The organism is Vicinamibacterales bacterium, from assembly GCA_036504215.1.
In the GTDB taxonomy this organism is placed as follows: domain Bacteria; phylum Acidobacteriota; class Vicinamibacteria; order Vicinamibacterales; family Fen-181; genus FEN-299.
Genome location: DASXVO010000046.1, coordinates 23,973 through 44,681, shown reverse-complemented (window position 1 = coordinate 44,681; position 20,709 = coordinate 23,973). Strand labels below are relative to the sequence as shown.

At 66.6% G+C, this 20,709-nt stretch carries 10 protein-coding genes; 5 read left to right on the top strand and 5 right to left on the bottom strand.

All coding sequences use genetic code 11. The features are described 5' to 3' along the window. Positions 1–28: 28 nt before the first annotated feature. Positions 29–1,498 carry an ATP-dependent Clp protease ATP-binding subunit gene (locus VGK32_13530; GenBank protein HEY3382790.1) on the top strand — a complete coding sequence of 490 codons (1,470 nt, stop codon included), beginning with the start codon at positions 29–31 and terminating at the stop codon, positions 1,496–1,498. On the opposite strand, the gene VGK32_13525 is transcribed toward VGK32_13530, so the two are convergent. Next, positions 1,482–7,235 (bottom strand): protein kinase, encoded by a 5,754-nt coding sequence (locus VGK32_13525; protein HEY3382789.1) that lies wholly within the window; start codon positions 7,233–7,235, stop codon positions 1,482–1,484. The genes VGK32_13530 and VGK32_13525 overlap by 17 nt on opposite strands. A 151-nt stretch (positions 7,236–7,386) precedes the next feature. Here VGK32_13525 and VGK32_13520 point away from each other — a divergent pair, with 151 nt between their 5' ends. Beyond that, positions 7,387–7,893 carry a twin-arginine translocation signal domain-containing protein gene (locus VGK32_13520; GenBank protein HEY3382788.1) on the top strand — a complete coding sequence of 169 codons (507 nt, stop codon included), beginning with the start codon at positions 7,387–7,389 and terminating at the stop codon, positions 7,891–7,893. A gap of 56 nt (positions 7,894–7,949) precedes the next feature. Here the strand turns inward: VGK32_13520 and VGK32_13515 are convergent, their stop codons facing one another. Genes VGK32_13515 through VGK32_13505 form a run of 3 tightly spaced genes read right to left on the bottom strand, consistent with a single transcriptional unit; the run spans position 7,950 to position 10,351 of the window. After that, positions 7,950–8,207 carry a PqqD family protein gene (locus tag VGK32_13515; GenBank protein HEY3382787.1) on the bottom strand — a complete coding sequence of 86 codons (258 nt, stop codon included), beginning with the start codon at positions 8,205–8,207 and terminating at the stop codon, positions 7,950–7,952. After that, the gene (locus VGK32_13510) at positions 8,204–9,322 is read right to left on the bottom strand and encodes a nucleotidyltransferase family protein (GenBank protein HEY3382786.1); all 1,119 of its coding nucleotides are present in this window, start codon (positions 9,320–9,322) and stop codon (positions 8,204–8,206) included. Before VGK32_13510 ends, VGK32_13515 begins: the two co-directional genes overlap by 4 nt. A 12-nt stretch (positions 9,323–9,334) precedes the next feature. Next, the gene (locus tag VGK32_13505; GenBank protein HEY3382785.1) at positions 9,335–10,351 is read right to left on the bottom strand and encodes a P1 family peptidase; all 1,017 of its coding nucleotides are present in this window, start codon (positions 10,349–10,351) and stop codon (positions 9,335–9,337) included. A 455-nt stretch (positions 10,352–10,806) separates the two neighbouring features. On the opposite strand from VGK32_13505, the gene VGK32_13500 reads away from it, so the two are divergent. The 3 genes from VGK32_13500 to VGK32_13490 all read left to right on the top strand — a co-directional run bounded on the left by VGK32_13500 (position 10,807) and on the right by VGK32_13490 (position 18,452). Then, positions 10,807–13,782 (top strand): TonB-dependent receptor, encoded by a 2,976-nt coding sequence (locus tag VGK32_13500; GenBank protein HEY3382784.1) that lies wholly within the window; start codon positions 10,807–10,809, stop codon positions 13,780–13,782. 551 nt (positions 13,783–14,333) lie between these two features. Continuing rightward, positions 14,334–17,276, top strand: a complete 2,943-nt coding sequence (locus tag VGK32_13495; protein HEY3382783.1) for a carboxypeptidase regulatory-like domain-containing protein — start codon at positions 14,334–14,336, stop codon at positions 17,274–17,276. A 204-nt stretch (positions 17,277–17,480) separates the two neighbouring features. Beyond that, positions 17,481–18,452: a carboxypeptidase regulatory-like domain-containing protein gene (locus VGK32_13490; protein ID HEY3382782.1), complete on the top strand. Its 972-nt coding sequence runs from the start codon at positions 17,481–17,483 to the stop codon at positions 18,450–18,452. Positions 18,453–18,524: 72 nt separating this feature from the next. Here VGK32_13490 and VGK32_13485 read toward each other — a convergent pair whose 3' ends face one another. Next, positions 18,525–20,696 (bottom strand): VWA domain-containing protein, encoded by a 2,172-nt coding sequence (locus VGK32_13485; protein HEY3382781.1) that lies wholly within the window; start codon positions 20,694–20,696, stop codon positions 18,525–18,527. Positions 20,697–20,709: the final 13 nt, after the last annotated feature.

Genomic DNA, 20,709 nt, shown 5'->3' with positions numbered 1-20,709 from the left:
GAGGCTGATGTGGCGAGCACCGTGACCCTTGTGGCAATCAGAGGGCCGCTCGACGGACAGCGGCCGGCTCTTCACCGGCCACCGCAGCCGGCGCACGCGCGAGGTCTTCGCGGAAGCGGAAGCCGTCGGCGGCTGCGCCATGGACGCGGCGAACCTGCTCAAGCCGGCGCTGGCCCGCCGCGCCATCCGCGTGATCGGGGCGACCACGACGACAGAGTACCGGCGCTACATCGAGAAGGACGGCGCGCTCGAGCGGCGGTTCCAACCGGTCTGGGTCGAGGAGCCATCGCGCGACCAGGCCGTCGCGATCCTCGAGGCCCTCAAGCCAGGGTTCGAGGCGCATCACCGCGTGACGATCTCGACGGATGCCATCGGACGGGCAGTCGATCTCTCCATTCGATACCTGCCCGACATGCGGTTGCCCGACAAGGCCATCGACATCCTCGATCAGGCATGTTCACGCGTGATGCTTCCGACGGCCAGGTTCGGGCCGGGTGCGGCCCGTGACGACCGGCACGGCGGCGCCACGGTCGGCCTCGAGGAGGTGGCGTCGGTGATTGCGGAGCGATGCCGCGTGCCGCTCGATCGGCTCTCGCTCTCCGAAGGCGAACGCCTGCTCCAGATGGAGGACCTCTTCCTCGGTCCGACCGGCACCGGTAAGACGGAACTCGCCAAGGCGCTCGCGCAGTTCCTGTTCGAGGAAGAGGACCGGCTGATCCGGATCGACATGTCGGAATACGCGGAAGAATCGCCCAGCCTGAAACTGATCGGCGCGCCGCCCGGCTACGTCGGCCACGAAGAGGGCGGGCAGTTGACCGATGCGGTCCGGACGCACCCGTATTCGGTCGTCCTGTTCGACGAGATCGAGAAAACGCACCCGAAGGTGTTCGACCTCTTCCTCCAGATCTTCGACGATGGGCGCCTGACCGACAGTCGCGGCCGGCACGTGGCGTTCGGCGAGACGGTGATCATCCTCACGTCGAACCTCGGCGCCGGGCGGGACGCGCCTCCCGAGGGGATCTCCATCGGGATCGTCTCCCAGCCGGGTCCGCCGCCGCGACCTGCGCGCGCGACGGCTGTCGACGAGCAGTGGGCCGAGTACGAGCGCCGTTACCGCGGAGCCGTGGCGGCTGCGCTCCGGCCCGAACTGATCAATCGGATTCAGCGGATCGTGTGCTTCAGGCCGCTCGGACCAGAGACCGTGCGGCGCATCATCGGGAAGATTCTCGATGGCGTGTCAGCACAACTGGCCGATCGCCAGGTGACGCTGTCGCTTTCGCCCGACGCGTTCGACGTGCTGATGGAGCGAGGGTTCGACCCGGCCATGGGCGCCCGCCAGATGGAGCGAACGATCGACCGGCTGATCGTCCAGCCTCTCGGGCGCAGCATCCTGGCGGGGCGCTGCCCGCCGGGGACGGTCGTCATGGTGCACGCGCGCGACGGGGCGATCGCCCTGGTGCACCAGGGCGGCGCCCCCGGACTCATTGGCCAGAAATGATTCGCGCTGCCGTCCTCGTCAGGTTCACCGCCTTGAAGACGGTCACGAACTGCGACGGGCAGGAGTGCATCACGATGCCGAGCACATTGTTCGATAGCATCGTGCCGCAACTGTTCTGCACGGCCTCGGCCGTGCCACGAATCACCTCGGCCTCCGTATTGCCGGTCAGTTGGCCAGGGAACCCCTTGAGGAGGATCACGAAGAAGTTCAGAAACACGCCCGAGTCCATTCCCTGATCGTTCAACGGGAATGGCCGCTCGGGCTGTTTGAAGATCGCTTCGAGCGCCGCCGCCGCTCCGCTCAGCGTCTCGGCCAGCGCGGCGCGCGCAGCAGGTGCGAGCGGGTCTCCCATCATGTGGCGCGACAGCCGGCGGACCTCTGGCATCAGCGTCCGGAGCTGCGCCGGGCACTCTCCGAGCGTCTCGACGAGCCGGTCCTCCATCATGTCGACGTTGTCGCGCAAGAGAAGGCCGACGAGGTACGGCGTGGCCCGGGCGCCGTCCGCCATGACGCCGGTCTCGATTGCATCGGGAAGAGTGTCCCAGAACGTCGCGAATTCGTTGACCACGGGCGGCATGCGAGCGATCTGGCGGCTGGCGGCTCGGAGCCGATCGGCCGCTCGCTTCAGGATCGGACCGGGACGGTACCGCGCGAACAGCAGTCCGCAACTTCGGCACTCCGCGCCCTGCTGGCCCGTTGCGCCGCATTTCGGACACTCGATCCCAACGGCAGCCGGTGCCGGAGGCGCAGGCGCGGCGGACGGCTGACCGGGCGGAGTCGGCTGGGGAACGGCCGCTGGCACCGCAGGCGCGATCGCGGTGGCGCTCACCTGGGCCTCCATCAACTCGGCCAGTTCCGCGAGGTTGCCCAGCGTGCCCCAAATGTTCACGAGTCTGGCGCCGAAGGAGGCGCCGATGACCTGGCGGAAATGGTCGGTCCTGCTGTTCCGGACGATCTCGGCCAGCAGATGCGCGAGCGTCAACCTCGAGGCCGGCTGCCCCTGCTGATCGACGCCGCCCGCGAGGCATTCGGTGAATTCGCGAAATGCACCAACGAGTTGGCGCAGCACCTTCTCCATGTCGATCGGCGCGGTGGGCAGAGGCTGTCCGGGCGAGAGGAACGCGGCTTCGAGCTGGTCGGCCGCGTCGCGGATCTTCCGGGAGTAGAAGACGGTCGTCTCCGGCAGGGAGGCGGCCGGCATCAACTCGATAGCCAGGCGTCGCACGCTCGCGATGTGCTCGAGCACGTGCGGCGGGCAGTTGCCCGTCGCCCGAAGCACCGAGCCAATCTGCGAGGTGTTGCCGAAGACGGTCACGGCGATCTCCGGAACCGAAGGCGGCAGACCGCCGGCGCCCATGCCCGTTTCCAGGGTGTCCGCCAGCGCTCGCCAGAGGCCGGCGATCATCTGCCCGGCCTGGTACATGTCCCCGCCGTCCGTGGGAAGCGTCGCCAGCAACGGGAGCACGTCCGATTCCAGCCGGTCCGCGCCCTTTCGCAGCGCCCGCGCCGCGTCTGGGTGAGCGGAGCCTGACGCCGGCACCGCCGCGTCCATACCTGCGGCCAGAGCAACGAGCTTCGCCAGGACACCCTCCCGTCTGACGTGGCCGTGACCCGACTGTCCGAGCCGGCGCATCAGATCGTCGACATCACCCGTCGTCCAGTCGGGCGCCCCGCGTCGCGTCAGCGCCAACGCGATCTCCTCGTCGAAAGGCGCCCTGCCCTGGGGCAACTCCGCCGCGGGCGCGCGGTGGCGTCGCAGGAACGCCTCGAGGTGTGGCTGCGCCGCGTCATCCCAGTTCGACCGCGGGCGTACGGCCAGTTCCCAATCGAGCGCCCACACCTGCACGCTGCCGTCGGTGCAGCCCATCACGAGATGGCCGCCATCCGGCGCCATCGCGAGCGCTACGACCGGATGGACGAAGCCCTCCAACACGCGCGCGGCAGCGCCAGTCGACAGGTCCCACACGCGCACCGTGCCGTCGCGGCTGGCCGTGAACAGCCAGCGGCTGTCTGGCGCAAACGCCGTCGCGGTGATGGGCCCGACATGGCCGCCCAGGAGGAACTGCTGAGTGCGAGAATGCAGCGCCCAGATGACCACCTTCTGGACGCCCGCGTCCAGACCGACGGCGGCAAGCAACCGCCCGTCAGGGCTGGCCGTCAGCGGCCCGCAGTTGTCCATGCTGCCGATCTTCCGGCCACCCGCCAGCTCGAACACTTGCGTCTTGTAGTCGAGCGTGGATGCCGCGGCCAGTTCGCCGTCCGGCAGCAGGATCACGCTGTCCATCAGCATCCCGGAAGGGGCCGGGAAGCTTCGCACCTGTCGCCCGGTCGAGAATTCCCACAAGCCGATCCGGGGCCCGTTGGCGCGGAGAAGCCAACGTTGGTCGTCACTGATTGCCAGGCCTTGGCCGTTCGGCTCGAAGCCGTCGACGACGCGCTCGCACGCACCGCTGTCCAGATCCCACAGGCAAAGTCGGCCGTCGCCGCCGACCGAGGCGAGGTGGTGGCCGTCAGGGCAGGCGGCAATGGCTGACACGCCGTGAGTGTGCCCTTCGAGCGTCCGAATCGCGCGGCCGGTGGCCAATTCGCGGACGCGCACCGTACCCTCTGGTCCGGTGCTGGCGACCATCCGCCCGTCCGGCGTCACGGCAAGGCCCTTGACCTCGGTGGTATGGCCGGACATCACGCGGACGCACCACGCCGCGCTCAGCCCGACGCGTTGGCAGCGACAGCTGAGATCCGTCCACAGCCCGAGTGCCTCACCGTCCCTGTTTCGCCCGGGCAGCGAGCGCACGGCGCGGGCCACCGCCAGCGCCTCGTCGGCCCTGTCGGCCGACAGGGCTTCTCGGCCGTTGCCAAGGAGCGCCAGGAAGCGAGCCTCCGCCTCGAGGGAGGCTTCGGCCGATGTGACGCGGCTCAGCGCGGGTGGAGCCGGCAGCGGGTGGTGGCACAGACCGCGGGTGTTCCACAACCGGAGGCTGCAGTCCACGCTGGCGGTCACGGCGAGCGATGCGTCGGTGCTGACCGCCACGGCGGTGATCTCCCGCACGTGCCCCTGGAACGTCCGCAGGCAGCGACCGGAGGACGTATCCCAGAGCCGCACCGTGTGATCCGCGCTGCCGCTGAGTGCGAAACGGCCGTCGGCAGAGAGGTCAACCGACGTGATTTCGCCGGCATGGCCTTGGAGGACTCGGACACACTTTCCGTTGGGCACGTCCCAGAGGCGCAGGCTGCGGTCGGCGCCGCCGGATATCGCCCATCGGGCGTCCGCGGACGCCGCGACCGTGGTCACGCGGCCCTGATGACCCTGAAGGACGTGGAGACAGCCGCCGGTCGGTGCGTCCCACACGCGGAGCGTGCCATCGTAGCTGGCCGATACGACGGTCCGACTGTCGCGGCCGAGCGCGACGGCCGACACCCAGTTCGTGTGCCCCTCGAGCAACCGGAGGCACTGGCCGGTCGGAAACTCCCATACCCGGACCGTGTGATCGTACGCCCCCGAGACTCCCCAGCGCCCCGCCGCCTGCACGGCCACCGAGCTGACGTCATCCGTGTGCCCTTCGAGCGTAGACAGGCACTGGCCGGTCGCCACGTTCCAGACTCGCACCGTGTCGTCCACGCTGCCCGACAACGCCAGGCGGCCGTCCGCAGTCAGGGCGAGGCACGTCACCCACGCCTGATGGCCGAAGAAGCTCCTGAGCACCGATCCTGAGACCGCGTCCCACACGTGGACCATGTTATCGAGGCCGCCTCCGAGGACGACCCGGCCGTCGGCGCTGACGGCGACAGCTCTCAGCGCCGCAGCGAGCGGCTCGATGACGCGAAGGGCACGCGCCGCGTGAGGGCGTAGCGACTCGGCGCGTTGACGGATCGACTGGTCGGACGATCCGGGCGCGCTTCCGGCCACGCTGTCTATCGCCGCGAGCGCGGACTCGGCGTCGTGCCTCTCGATGTGCAGCAGGCCGACGAGATCGGCGGCGGCGCGCGGATCGTTCGCGCCCTTTGCGACCTCGGCCACCTCGGCGACGACTGCCTGATCGGTCGCGAGGCCGCCCCGCCACCGCATTAGTGCGCGGTTGAAACTCGCCTCGACGTGTCCCCCATCCGCCGCCAGGGCCTCGTCGAAGAGCCGCTCCGCGTCAGCGGCCCGGCCGATGTCGAGCAACGACACGGCTCGGTTGTTCAGCCCGTCGGCCAGCATCGTGGCGGGTTCGGGCCGGCGCCTCGGGTACGGCTGTCCGGCCACGTGCGCGTAGGCGGTCCTCAAGGGCTCCACCACGTCGAGCAACGTGGCTGGCCGGCCGGTCGGGTCGAGCGAGAAGCACCGCCCGAGCAGTTCCGCCACCGCCTCCGGCATCGGCGGCAGGCTCGAATCGTCCGGACCGTTCTCGAGGTAGTGCTCGAGCGCGGCCGCCGCTGCCTGGCCGCCCATCCAGGTCACGCCCCCGGTGAACATCTCGAGCACGCTGACAGCCCACGACCAGATATCGGTGCGTCTGGTCAACGGTGGCAACGCGTCGCGCGGCGTGCCGGCGCGGCGTGCCGCGAGCATCGCCGCCTGTTCCGGCGAGCAATAGGCCGGCGTCATGCCGCCGAAGGTCGCGACGAGGCTGACGTCCGCAGGCGAGTCGGCGCCAGGCCTCTCGACGCTCGATCGGGCGTGCGCCAGGCCGAAGTCCGTCACCTTGGCGATGCCGGCCGTGGTGACGAGCACATTCCCCGGCTTGACGTCCTGATGGATCAGTCCCTGATCGTGCGCGAAGTGCAGGCCCCAGGCGAACTGGATGGCCAGGTCGAGCGCCCGCAGCAGGGCCGCATGCGGATCGTCCGCGTACAGGCGCCGGCTCGAGATCCAGTCCTGGAGGCTGCCGCCATCCACGTACTCCGCGAACACGCGAGGCACGCCGCCGAGCCGGCGGACGTAGTAGCAGCTCACGATGTGCGGATAGAGTCCAAGGTTGATCCAGGTTTCGCACTCACGCTCGAACGTCGCGACGTCGGTCTCGGTTCGGAAGAACTCCGGCCGCGGGGCCTTGACGGCCAGATCGGTCTGCCAGCCCCGGTGCCGGACGCGGTAGACCAAGCCCATTCCGCCCGACTGGTGGACCTTCGTCACCTCGTAAAAGCCGAGAATCACATCGCCGGCGTTCCATACCAGCGGGACCGTGGACGCCTGGTCCGGTGCCATGTCGGTGCCGTCGCGCGGCCGACTGTCGCCCTGCCGACTGTCGCCAGACGCCACCGCATCGGCCTCATTGAGCACCCGTGCCAGGCTCGTCGCGAGGACATCGAGCGGCCGCGGCGCGAACGCCGCGTCGCCGTGCAGAACAGCCCACGTGCCCTGATCGACGAGGATTCCCGGGCACGAGTGGACGAGATGTGCCAGGAAGTTCCGGAAGGAGACGGCCAGGGTCTCGCCGAGCACGCCTGAGAACTCGCGGAAAGCGATGTGAAGTGCCGAGACCAGAAATGGGCGGGGCTGCCCTTGGACGAAGAGCAGCAGCACCGGCGCGTCCTTGGGTGCGTGATGGTCGTGACACGCGGCGATCAGGCGGATCGCGCCGAAGGGAACGTCGAGGGGAACGGCGCGGTGGAACACAAGGCCGCGGGGTGACGCCGTCAGTTTCTGGCAGGTCACCGGCGCGCGCGCCAGAGAGACATCTTTGAGAATCGGGTTGACAACGCGGGGCGCATCGGCGGAAACCGCGGTCGCGGCACGAGAATCGAGTGAAGTCATGGCCCGTCTCGCCCGGCGGGACAACCGGGCTTTTTCCAGCTTATCGGCACATCAGCGGCTGGAGAGGAGGGAAGCGACACCAGACTCGCCCGTCATTGTGGACAACGGCTGAGGTGTGTATACTCCGTCTGGACCCCAGGAGGCCGTGCCCATGGACGAAGATGCCAAGAGCGTCTCTCGGCGGAACCTGTTGCGTGCGCTGACGATCGCAGGCGGTGCGGCGGCCACGCGCGCGCTGCCCGAGCGCTGGACCCGTCCCGTTGTCGATAGCGTCGAGATCCCGGTCCACGCGCAGTCATCCGGCACGTTCACGCTGGCGTTCACCACGCCAACCGCGTCCACGGTGATCTCGCCCGGTGCGACCCAGCAGCCGTTCGTCGTGGCCACTACGCCGCCAACTCCCGGGGTCTCTGTGACGGTGTCTTCACCGGAAGCGGCGCTGATCCAGGTGGACGTCGTGCAGGGGATCATCCCGTCCGTCACCGGCATCACCAATGGATCGGGCACCTATTCTGGAAGGTTTCACGCGCTCCAGGCCGTGCCAACCCTTCGGCAGAAAGGTGTCGGGCCGACGCAGGCCGTGCACCTGGTCGCCACGGCCAACGGAGGCGCGATCTCGGCGACGGTGACCTTCTCCCTGACGCTGCTGCCGGTGTAGAAGGCTCTCGGCGCGGCAAGGGCTGGTGGCGAGTGGCCATCAGCCACCGGCCTCCGTCAGACGTAGCTGATCGCCCCGTGCTCCTCGAACGCCTCGAGCGTCAACCCCACGTCCTCCGCCACGGGCTCCTCCGGGTACTGCTCCGTCAGCAAGTCCACGATCTCGTCAACCGTGCGCGTGCCGTCGCACAACTGCCAGATCAACGCTGCTGTGTCGTTGCAGTACAGCGTTGTCGTGCGTCCCGGGTGATACAGCAACAACTCATCGTCGAGTTGCTCGATGCGGTAGTCCTTCACGCGCTGTGGATGATTCATAGCGAAGTCGATGCGCGGGCCTTGACGCGGCGCGCGGCGGCGCCGCAGATGGCGCGGGCGTGGCGCAGCATCAGCCGCCAGCGGCTGGCCGCCACGTCAGCATCATAGTACAGCCGGAGCCACCACTCCGGAGGCCGCAGGGTGTCCCTGACGCGGTCCGTCAGTCGGCCCGCGCAGCCGGCGCGGGCGATCCGGCGCGGCCATCCAGTGTAGTCCACGCCCACGTCGCGCGACCGTCCCGGTCTTCTCGCCCGCGCGTGCGGTGCGACGGACGGAGGCAGCGGCACCAACTCGTCGAGGAGCGCCAGCGTGCCGGCGACAACCGGGTAGTCGTTGGCGATCCGGCGCCAGTCGAGGACCTCCGCAAACCGTTCTGCCGAGGCGACCACATCCACCACCGAAATCAGGCGGATTGGTTGATACAAATCGACCAGATGATGGCAGAGGTGCCACAGCATCTGCGCGGGGCCGAGGGCCCGCGCGCGCATGCCGTGGGCGTCGAACGTCAGCCACTCCTCGTGTGCCGTCTCTTCGAGCTCCAGCGTCGCCCGGTTGATGTCGCCGAAAACCTGCCGATGGATCTCGACGACCACGTGGACGCCCTCGCTCTCGGTGGACAGCGGCGTCAGGTGGTGATCCAGCGGCACTGCTCCGCGACACTCCTCGACGATCGCGAAGTCGTGCTGCTGGAGGACGCTCTGCGCGCGATCCGCGTCACGTCTCGGCACCAGGAGATCGAGGTCGCGCATCGGACGCAGACCGACGTCGCCGTACACCAGCGCCGCCAGCGACGGCCCCTTGAGGACGACGACGGGGATGCGCGCCGATTCGAGGATGCGCAGGATCTGGCCGAGCACGCGGAAGCGCACCTCGTTGGTGAGCCGGTGCCGCGCCGTGCAGGCGCCGAGCGCACGTGCGACCCGCTTCGGGAGATGCGCATCCGCGGCGTCGAGATGCCGGCGTACGAGCGGCGTCAAGCCGTGCAGTTCGGCCTGGCGGATGAGGTCGTCCCAGTCGTCGCAGGCCTTCGCCAGGCGGTCGGTCTCTTCCGCGTCTTCAGCCCGCGGCCGAAGCCGTGCACAGCGGACGAGCAGGGGATGCCAGGCGCCTCTCATGGCAGGCCGCCGCTACCTCCGCTTCGCGAGGTCGGACGCGCACGGGTATCCCGGGATTCCCCGTGCGGCCCGGACGGCGCGCACGATGGCCTGAGATGTCACCTCGGCGGCCAGCGCACCGACGACGAGAAGGTCCGTCGCGCCGGGCCTCGCGCCGGTCGCCAGCGTGAAGATCGTGTCGCCGTCGAACGGCGTGTGGGCGGGCGAGACCGCGCGCGCCACGCCGTCGTGCGCCATCTGTGCAACCTTCGTGGCCTGTGCCTTCGTCAGCAACGCGTTGGTGGCCACAACACCGATCGTGGTATTCCCTCCGAGCGGCGTGCGCGGACTGAGGGCGCCGGACCGCAGCAGTTGCCGCGCATCGGCGAGGCCCTGACCATCAGGCGTGCGTGCGCCGGCGATCACGGTTCCATTCAGGGGATCGATCACGTCGCCGGCGGCATTCACCACGACGAGCGCAGCCACGATGAGGCCATCCGGCATGGTGATCGAGGCGGTGCCAATCCCGCCCTTCATCGCTCGCTCATTGCCTGCAAGCTTGCCGACCGTGGCCCCCGCACCGGCGCCGACGTTGCCTTCGACGATAGGTCCGGTCGTCGCGCCCGCGGCGGCGCGGTACCCGCAGTCGGCCGTTGGCCGGATCTTCGCGTCGCCCACATTGAGATCGAACAGGATCGCCGCAGGGACGATTGGGACCTTGCCGTACTGAGTCGGAAACCCCACGCCGCGTTCATCGAGGTACCGGACGACGCCCGTCGCAGCGTCGAGGCCGAACGCGCTGCCGCCGGCCAGCACCACCGCATTCACGCGATCGACGAGGTTGACGGGATTCAGCAGATCCGTTTCGCGCGTTCCTGGCGCCGAACCGCGCACATCCACGCCGCCGACGGCGCCGGCCTCGGCGAGGACGACGGTGCAGCCGGTGAGGCGCTCGGTCAGCGTGTGATGGCCGACCTTGATGCCCGGGACGTCGGTGAGGCCCGAGCCCTGTGGCACCTGGGGGGCGGTTGCGGACAGATCTGCGTCCATATGGAAGAGGCTCAACGCTGTGGCAAGACAGACGAAGCTCGCAACTACCGTCGAGGTGATTCGTGCCGACGAGACCATGCGAGACATCATACGCCGAGGCCACACCGCCCGCCGAGACCAGGCGACCTATCGTCGCGATCTCCGGTTTCGGATTCCTCGATCCCGATTGCTGGATCGCGCGCCTCGTCGAAAACTCATCCGCGCAGCCCTGGTGTGGCCAAGCACAGCCGCGACGAATTGCGCGTTTTCAGGCGCATTCTGCTATCTTCCCGCACTCAGCCCGATTGCGCCACCGGTCGCCTCCATCGACGCCAGGTGTCGCCAAAACGGTCCGAAGGTTGCAAAGCTACTGGCGAACTCCACGCACACCGATACGAGGACTTCCTCGCGTGCGATCGTGATGAGTTCGATGCTCAACTGAGCAACGACGGACACCAAACAAGGAGTTGGAGAGAATGCGCCCCCGAACACTCGTGCTAGCAGCAGTTCTGCTGATGGCCGGCGCCCCGGCCCTCTTCGCGCAGACCACGGCCACCATTGCGGGCCGCATCGTGGACGGCCAGGGCCTTCCGGTGCCCGGCGTGAGCGTCGTCGCAACCGGTCCGCAAGGTGCGAAGACCGCGGTCACCGGCGCCGACGGTCGCTACCAACTGTCGTATCTCACGCCCGGCCAGTACACGGTCCGGGCCGAACTTCAGGGATTCAAGACCGTTGAGCAGGGCGCGGTGATGCTGCGCCTGGGCCAGACGGTCGACCTGTCGCTCACGATGCAGGTGGGCGGTCTGAACGAAACCGTCAACGTGAGCGGCACGACGCCGGTCGTCGACACCTCGACGACGACGATCGGTGCTGCGCTCGACAGTCAACTACTCGAACGTGTGCCGATTGGACGCCGATTCAGCGACACGCTGTACATCGCACCAGGCGTGAGCACCGGTGGGTCGGTCGGAACCGCCAACCCGTCGATCAGCGGCGCCAGCGGCCTCGAGAACCAGTACATCGTCGATGGTGTGAACATCACCAACGGCGGGTACGGTGCGCTCGGCTCCTACTCGATCATCTTCGGATCGCTCGGCAACGGCACGCCGTACGACTTCATGCAGGAAGTGCAGGTGAAGACGGGCGGCTACGAGGCCGAGTACGGCCAGTCCACCGGCGGCGTGGTCAACGTGATCACCAAGAGCGGCTCGAACAAGCTGGCCGGGAGCGTGTTCGGGTACGCCCGCCCGAGTCGTCTCGAAGGGAACTTCACGCAGGTGCAGACGGCCAACGGCACGGTGAACACCGACTCGACCGAGCTCAGTGACGCGGGCGTCACGGTCGGTGGTCCCGTGATGCGCGACCGGCTCTTCTTCTTCGGTGCGTTCGATCCGAGCTGGGAACGCACGACGCTCACCGCGCCGCAGAACAAGACCGACGGCGTGAACTTCGACTTCCCGCTGGCAGCCCTCGGCCCGTTGGATCGCCTGCGCCGCGTGTATTCCTACGCGGCCAAGGGCACGTACCAGGCCACGTCGAATCATCGCCTCGACGTCTCGGTGTTCGGCGACCCGGCGAACGCCCCGAACGGGCCGCAGCGCACCAGCGCCCTGCTGGGGACGACGACATCGGGTTTCAGCGAGATCACGAAGTACGGTGGTCACAACCAGTCGGTCCACTACAACGGCGTCATCTCGCCCCGGTTCCTGGTGGAAGCGTCGTTCGGACACGCGTTGAACCAGATCCAGGAGACACCGTCGGTCAACACCTGGAGAGTGCAGGATCGCACCGTGGTTCCGAATATCACGAGTGGCGGCATCGGCAGCTACGAGGCAGGGAACCAGAGCAAGGCCTACCAGTACAAGGCCACCGCCACCAACATCCTCGGCGATCACCAGATTCGGTACGGCGGGATGTTCGAACACCTCAATTACGACCAGATCAACCAGCGCACCGGCCCGACCTTCGTCACTCCGGTTGGTGACACGACGGCGACCGGCGCGCAGATCCAGATCCTGGCGGATCCCAACTTCGGGAAGATCTACCGGGTCACCAGGGCGAACCTGAACACGGCGAGAAAGACGACGCAGAACTACGCCGCGTTCTTCGTTGAAGACACCTGGAAGGTCGGGAACCGGCTCACGATCAAGCCGGGACTGCGGTACGAACAGGAGACGATGTCGGGAACGCTGGTCCAGGACTTCAAGTTGAACAAGAACTGGGCTCCGAGAGTCGGCGTGACCTACGACATGGTGGGTGACGGCCGCAGCAAGATCTACGGCAGTTACGGGATCTTCTACGCGCGGGTGCCCAACGACCTGGCCGCCCGTGCGCTGTCGGCAGATGCGGGCATCGGCGCGGACTACTTCGATGCCAACCTGACCCAGCCGATCCCGAACGGCACCCTCGCCGGTCCCGTCGGCCAGCAGACGGCGACCCACTACTCGATCGCCGGAGCCGGTGCGGACGTCATCGACCCGAACGTCAAGATGAGCTACATGCAGGAGTTCATCGCGGGGTTCGAGCACCAGTTGATGCCGAGCATGAGCGTTGGCGTGCGCTACGTGCACCGCACCATCCCGCGGGTGCTCGAGGACGTCCAGCCGTTCCCGATCGTGGCAGCCGATCTCGGGCTTCCTGGAGCCGCGAGCGTGGACTACGTGCTGACCAATCCGGGGCCGAGCACGACAACCGCCGGCGGTCTCGGCGCGGCGTTCGAGAGTCCCGTCCATCGTTACGATGCGGTGGAGCTCACTGTCGACCGCCGGTTCTCCAGGAACTGGTCGATGCAGGCGTCGTATCGCTGGTCGCGCCTGTGGGGTACCTATGAGGGCTTCTACCGGGACGACAACGGGCAGTCCGATCCCGGCATCACGTCCCTCTACGACTTCCCGACCAACGACCCGAGCTACACCGCGATTGGCGTTCCTCAGTTCGGCTACAAGGGTGACGTACGCTATCTGGGAAGCCTCGGCGAAGGCCCGTTGCCGCTCGACCGTCCGCACCAGATCAAGGTCTACGGCAACTACTCGTTCCCGATGGGCCTGAACGTCGGCGCCGGCGTGTTCCTCGGTTCGGGCGCGCCGCTGACCGGGCTGGCGGCCAACCCCAACCCGAACTACCAGAACGGCGGCGAGATTCCAACCGGGCCGCGAGGGTCGGGGATTCAGACGGTCGATGGATTCAAGGATCGGGCGCCGTTCCAGACCGATGTCAATGCGCACGTCGACTACACGCTGCGGCTGAGCGGGACCCGTCACGTCGTGTTGATGATGGACGTCTTCAACCTGATCAACCGGAAGACGGTGCTCGGCTACGACACGTGGGTGGAGTCGACGTTCGGATCCGCCAATCCGAATTTCGGCCAGCCGACGACGAGCGTACTCGGCGGCAACCCGCCGCAGATTCAGGCGCCGTTCCAGTTCCGCATTGGCGCGAGGCTCGAGTTCTAGGAACGGAATTCAGGAGTCGAAGTGGGGCGCGGCGTGTCGCGCCCCTTTTTTTGTCTGATTCTTCTCACCAGTGGACGGGTCGGCTGCTGATTGTGCGTTTTTGTGGACCACCCCACTCTCTCAGTCCACTTTCCACCTGCTCACTCGTGGCTCCAGCCTCCGGATTCCTTGTCCATTGATCCACCGTATCAAATCTGTCATGATTCCGGCTCAGCTGAAAAAGTCGATGGCAGTGTCCGCCTGACCGGAACCGCTCACTTGAATCTCCGGTTGGCTGGATCGCAAATCCGGTGTTCCGGATCTGTATACCGATTCGGCACGGCTCCAGTCGTATTTTCCGCCTGAATCATCGGGCGATGATCTGGCACCGGCTGTGCTCATACGCGTGAACTGGGTAAGTCTCTCGTCGTCACGTTCTCATAGATTCGAATTCCTGGGCTCACACGAATTCGAATTTCTGGGTTTGCACGGAAAGGAGGAGCTGGCTCCCGAGTTGCCGTTTTCGTGTACGAGATCGGACCCCGAGTTTCTCTTGAGGAGGACAAGAGGCTATGCGACTTCGAATCACACGGTTGCTGGCGGTCGTTGCCATGGTGGCGGCCCTCGTCAGCGTCGGTTCACCCGCCGCGGCCCAGCAGTACACGGGCCGTATCGACCTGACCGTTGAAGACAGCACCGGCGGCCGCCTGCCGGGCGTCACGGTCGAACTCACCGGGCAGATGATCCAGTCGGCTGTGACGGATGCGCGTGGTGAGGCTCACTTCCTGAACCTCACGGTCGGCAAGTACAACGTGAGGGCGACGCTCACCGGCTTCAACGACTGGAAGAGCACAGGAGTGCCGGTCGCGGCCGGCGTCTCGGTTCCTCTCAACATCAAGTTGGGTGTGGCCGGTGCGAAGGAAGAAGTCGTGGTCACGGCCGAAGCGCCGGTCCTCGACAACAAGAAGCAGACGACGTCGACCAGCGTCAGCCTCGAGGAACTGCAGAACGTCCCGACTGCCCGCGACCCGTGGGTCGTCATGTCGTCGGTCCCCGGCATCGTCATGGACCGCGTGAACGTCGGCGGTTCGGAATCCGGTCAGCAGTCCGGCTTCATGGGCAAGGGCGCCGGATCCGGTGACACCACGTGGAACGTGGACGGCATGCCGATTACCGACATGTCCTCGCTGTCGTCGCCGTTCTACTTCGACTTCGACATGTTCCAGGAGATGAGCATCACCACCGGCGGTTCCGACCCGAAGAGCGGCACCGGCGGCGTGCAGATGAACTTCATGCTGCGGTCGGGCACCAACTCGTTCCACGGGAACGCGAAGGGCTATGCGTCGACCGAGGGCATGCAGAGCGAGAACATGCCGGCCGACCTGAAGGCCTCCCTCGGCGGCAAGACGGGCAAGGGCGACCGGACCCACCTGTTCCAGGACTGGGGCGGTGACGTCGGCGGCCCGATCCTGAAGGACAAGTGGTGGTTCTGGGTCGCGCGCGGCGACCAGGACATCCGCATCATCAAGTCCGTTACGGCGGCGACCGACCGCACGGTCCTCCAGAACTCGTCGCTCAAGACGAATGCGCAGCTCACCAAGTCGCTCCGCGCCTCCTTCACGTTCTTCCAGGCAGCCAAGAAGAAGTGGGGACGCAACGCCAGCGCCACGGTGTCGCAGCCGTCGACGGTGGACCAGGACGGCGTCGGCGGGCCGAATCGGATGTTCAAGGCCGAGGTGAACTATAACCTCGGGAGCTCGCTCTTCTTCGTCGGCCGGTACGCGCACGTCAGGGGCGGGTTCCAGCTGATCCCAGAGGGCGGCATCAACACCCTCACGTACATCGATGCGGGCTCGATCCAGCGCGGGTCGGCCAGCACGTACATCACCAGCCGGCCGCAGGATTCGTTCATCGTTGACGGCAACTATTTCAAGGGAAACCACGAAATCAAGTTCGGCTTCGGCTGGAGGAAGGCTGAAGTCCACAGCACGTCGGTCTATGGCCAGGACTACTACAGCCAGGCCGACGCGCCGGGCTACGTGCTCGGCGACGGGAACCTGGGCGTCAACGTCAACGCGCCGTTCGCATCGGACGTGTCGGCCAAGTACATGAACTTCTACATTGGCGACACGATTACGCTGAAGCGGATGACGATCAACGCGGGCGTCAGGTTCGACAACCAGGTCGCGTCGGTTCTCCCCTCCATCGAGGCGGCACCGGCGAACGTGAACAACATCCTGCCGTCCGTCACGGCGCCCGGTGTTGAGAACGCGCTGACCTTCAACCTGCTCCAGCCACGCGTCGGGATCACGTACTCGGTCACCGAGAACCGGAAGACGCAGCTGCGCGCGACCTATGCGATGTTCACGTCGCAGATCGGCGCTGGCCAGGCGAGCTTCATGTCGGTGGCTCAGTACCGCGGGTTCTACCTCGACGCGAAGGACCTGAACCACGACGGCATCGCGCAGCCGAACGAGTTCCTCTGGACGGGTCCGTACGGGTACGCCGCACACATCGCCAACGGCGACTACTGGGGCTACGACCCGGCCAATCCGAGCAAGATCAGCACGACCTCGATCAACAAGATTGGCAACTACGGCAACCCGAAGACCCACGAGATCATCATCGGGGTGGACCACGAACTGATCCCGAACTTCGGGGTCAGCGCGAGCTTCACCTACCGGAAGATCGTGGACTTCAACTGGCGTCCGACCATTCAGAATGGCGGCAACGGCGTGATCGACGGCGGCGACTACACTCTCAAGGGCAACGTGACCGGGAACCTGCCGACCGGTGTCCCGGGGTCGCCGAGTGGCACCTACAGCGTGCCGTACTACGGCCTGACGTCTGGCATCGTCTTCGATCCGTCGAAGGGCGGTCTCTACCAGACGCGTCCGGACTACAACCAGGTCTACAAGGGCTTCGAGATTTCGGCGACCAAGCGGATGTCCAGCCACTGGATGGCCCGCTTCGGCTTCTCGACGAACTCGTGGCGTGAGTATTTCGCCAGCCCGGCGGGGCGGTTCAACCCGACCCCGACGCTGACCAACCCGAACATCGACGGCGGCTACGTCGTGTCGGCGGCCGGCGGCTCGGGCAAGAGCTCGATCTACATGGTGCAGCCCTCGTACCAGATCATCGCCAACGGCGCCTACCAGCTGCCGTACGACGTCGACCTGGGCGCGAACTTCATCTATCGGCAGGGCTACCCGATGCCGTGGAACCGCTCGACGTCGGGCGGCTTCAGCGACGCGTTGGGCTCCAGCAAGACGTTGTTGCTGCCGAGCGACTTCGGGATGGCGCGCCTGCCGGCGATCAGCTCTCTCGACCTCCGCATCGGCAAGCGGCAGAAGATCAGCAAGGTCACCCTCAACTTCGACCTTGACATCTTCAACATCACGAACAACGCCACGGTGCTCGGACGTGAGTACAAGTACACGTCCGGCAACTACACCCTGGTGCGCGAGATCATGCAGCCGCGCATTCTGCGGCTGGGTCTCCGCGTGCAGTTCTAGCCCTTCGACTCCGCTCAGGGCGAGCCCTTCGACTCGTCCTGGGCGGGCTTCGGTTCAGCCTGGATCGATCGAGCGATCGAGCGCCGGCTCGGTCTGGCGCGGGCTGAACGATCTGCGATAGACTGGCCCCTGGGGTGCGTTCGCGCCCCAGGGGCCTTTTTTTCGGCCCCAGCGGTGGCAATCCTCATTCGCGGAAGGTCAGCAATGGTGAAGAGACTTGTGGCTCTGTTTGCGGTGCTCGCCCTGGTGGCTGTCGCGGGGACCGCGTCGGCACAGATGTGGCGAGGGACAGGACGTGTCGCCGGAAAAGTGATGGACGAGGCCGGCAAGCCGATCGATGGCGTCAAGGTGAGGGCGTATCTTCCCGCAGGCAACGGCGGGACAGACACCACGACCAACAAGAAGGGCGAATTCGGCATCGGCGGGATCAACAGCGGTGCCTGGCAGCTCGACTTCGTCAAGGAAGGGTTTGAGACCCGTCGCGTGACGATCGACATCGAGCAGATAACCCCGAAGCCGCCGATGGACATCGTGATGAAGAAGGCGGCGCCGGATCCCAACCAGATCGTCGCCGGTGAGATGAAGAAAGCCGCCGGATTCCTCGGCGAGAAGAAGTTTGCCGAAGCCCAGGCGGTCTACGCCGACCTGCTCGCGAAGTTCCCACAGGCCTTCCAGATCGAACTTGCGATTGCCCGCGCCTATCACGCTGAGGGCGTGACCGACAAAACGGCCTTCGCAAAAGAGATCGAGCACCTGAAGAAGTACCTCGAGAAGGATCCGACCAACCTGGAGGTCAAGCTGCTCACGGGCGCCGAGATGATCCAGGTGGGCAATCCTGAAGAAGGCAAGGCCATGCTCGCGTCGGTCGACGATGCCGCCGTCAAGGACCCGATGCTGTTCGTCAACGTCGGGATCAACCTGATGAACCAGAACAAGGCGAAGGACGCGCTGCCGTTCTTCGAGAGGGCGATCGCGCGCTTCCCGGAGTCGCCCGACGCCTACTACTATCGCGGCCTGACCAACGTGCAGTTTGGAACCACGCTCCGGCCGGACAACCCGACCGAAGGCGACAAGTTGCTGGCGGCCGGAAAGGCCGATCTGGCGAAGTTCGTCCAGATGGCGCCCAACGCCCCGGAAGCAGCCGCCGCGCAGAAGATGCTCGAGGCGCTCAAGTAAGGACTCGGGATTCGGGATTCAGGATTCGGGGCCGGCCCTGAATCCTGAATCCTGAATCCTGGTCCCTGAATCCTATTCCTGCCCCAGCCTCTTCAGCCCGTCCCTTGCCGCCTCGACCAGTGGTCCTCCAAGCGCTACCACCCTCTGATAGTAGGCAATCGCGTTCATGCGATCTTCGAGCACTGACGACTGGTTGATCGAACCCGGGCCAATCTTGCGCAGCCGTTCCGACCGGACCCACCGAACCTCGTAGGTCTTTGCCAGGTTGTAGCAGACGTTCGCGTCCTTGCCGTTGAGCGTCACGCCCTTCATGAACGTGGCAATCGCATCGTCCACGGCGCCGCGCGCGAGCTGGATGACGCCGAGCGCGCTATAGACCTCGACGTCCTTCGGCCACCGGCCCTCAGCGTCGCGGAGGACGGCGATGGCCTTCGAGAAGTCGCCCTGCTGCTGATACGCGTCGGCCAGATCGAAGTAGACCGGCTCGAACTGCGGAACCGCGCCGCGCACCTTCTCCCAACTGGCAGCGGCCGGAGCGGTCTCGCCGAGCGCCAAGTGCGACCAGCCGAGGACGTACATCGTCCAGGGTGGCGCCGCGGGCTGTGCTGCGACGTCGGCGAGCAACGCCTTCGCCTTCCTGACATCGCCGTGCTGATACGCCTCCCAGCCGTCCGACGCCTGCTTCCTGAGGGTCGGGGTCAGCGACGACTCCGACTTCGGCGCGACCGCGCCTCCGCCGATCGACACGATCTCCTCCGCGGTTCTGGGCTTGGCCCGCACGGCACCCGGCATGGCCTTACCGCCAGGCTCAGTGACAACGGCGCCGGCTGCGACTGGCGCGGCAGCGGGTGGGGGAGGAGACAGCGGCGTGACCGGCGGTACCGGTGCCGCCGAAGGCGCGGGGGCGGCCGCGACCTTGTTCTCAGGCGCGGCTGGCGACGCTCCCGCGCCGGCCTTCGAAGCCTCCGTGTCCGTGTACGCCACATATCCCTTGCGCGCACGCACAGTCACGCCGCTTCGCGTCGTCCTGACGGTCAGTTGATGGAATTTCCCGTCGGGCGGCTTCGACGTCAGGAAGCCGATGACGTAGTAGCTGCTGGTGTCGCGATCGATCTCCGCGAACGCCTTGCCGAAGTCGTTCTCGTTGCGAATCACGTACCCGCCCGTGTCAACAGCCAGGCTGTTGGGGCCGTCGGCGTTCGTGTCGCCCGACGACATGGCCGACATCTCGGGTTGCGAAGGGTTTGCGTTGGTGAAGATGTCACTGCCCGCTGATCCGCGGTTCAGGCCGCGGGTGTCGAGGGAGTAGATGCGAACCGATGCACGTGCGGCGCGGCCAACGACGCCGCGCAGATCCGCCCAGGTGTCTTCGGTGAAGAATCCGTCGCTCAACAGGATCAGCGTCTTGCGACCCGGCAGCCGCGCAAGGCCGTTGGACACGGCGGCGACCGTGTCGAGCGTCTGTCTGCCCGTGAGGCGTGCGTGGTCCACGAGTTGGGTGGCCTTCATTTCGGCCTCGTGCGCGGCGTCCTGGCACGATTCGGGCTGATCGCGGCACGCCCGCGCGACCACATCGTCGAGCAACAGGGGGCCGGGGTTGTAGCCTGGCTCCCTTCGCGTGACCCGCAGCGCCTCGGTGATGTCCACGAATCGCGGAGCCGTGCGAAGCGCGCGCAGGACCTCGGACGCCTCCGGGAATGGTTTGATTCCCCGCACCGCAGCCTCGAGTTCCTCGCGCGAACTGGTCAGGCGGTTGTTCACCATCGAACTGCCATTGACGATGCCGGCGACATCGCCCTCGCGAAACTCCTTCTGCAGGAACCCGAGCGCAGCCTTCCGCGCACGGTCGAATCCGCCAGGCTGGAGGTGCGCCTGGTCGAAGTACAGGATCAGTACGCGCTGGACTTGCTGCGGCGGCGGCGCCGGCAACGGCACCTGCGGAGCCACGGTCGATGGGGCGGCCTGCTCGCCCGGACCGATGACCTGGTAGAGCGCCGAGATATCCTGGGGAACACCGTCGTCGAGCACCTCGAAGTCACTGGCACGGAGGTCGGCCACGAACTGGTGGTTCTTGTCGCGGACGATGACATCCACTTCGACGACGGTCGTGCCGCCGCGGAAGGAGGGAACCGCCTGAGTCTGCGGGGGCGCCTGGGCAGACAGAATCGCCGGGCGCGGCGCAAGGACCGCAACGCAGGCGAGGAAGCCGACGACGAGGGGCAGGGCAACGCGACAGACAGTCATAGGCTCTGGGCTC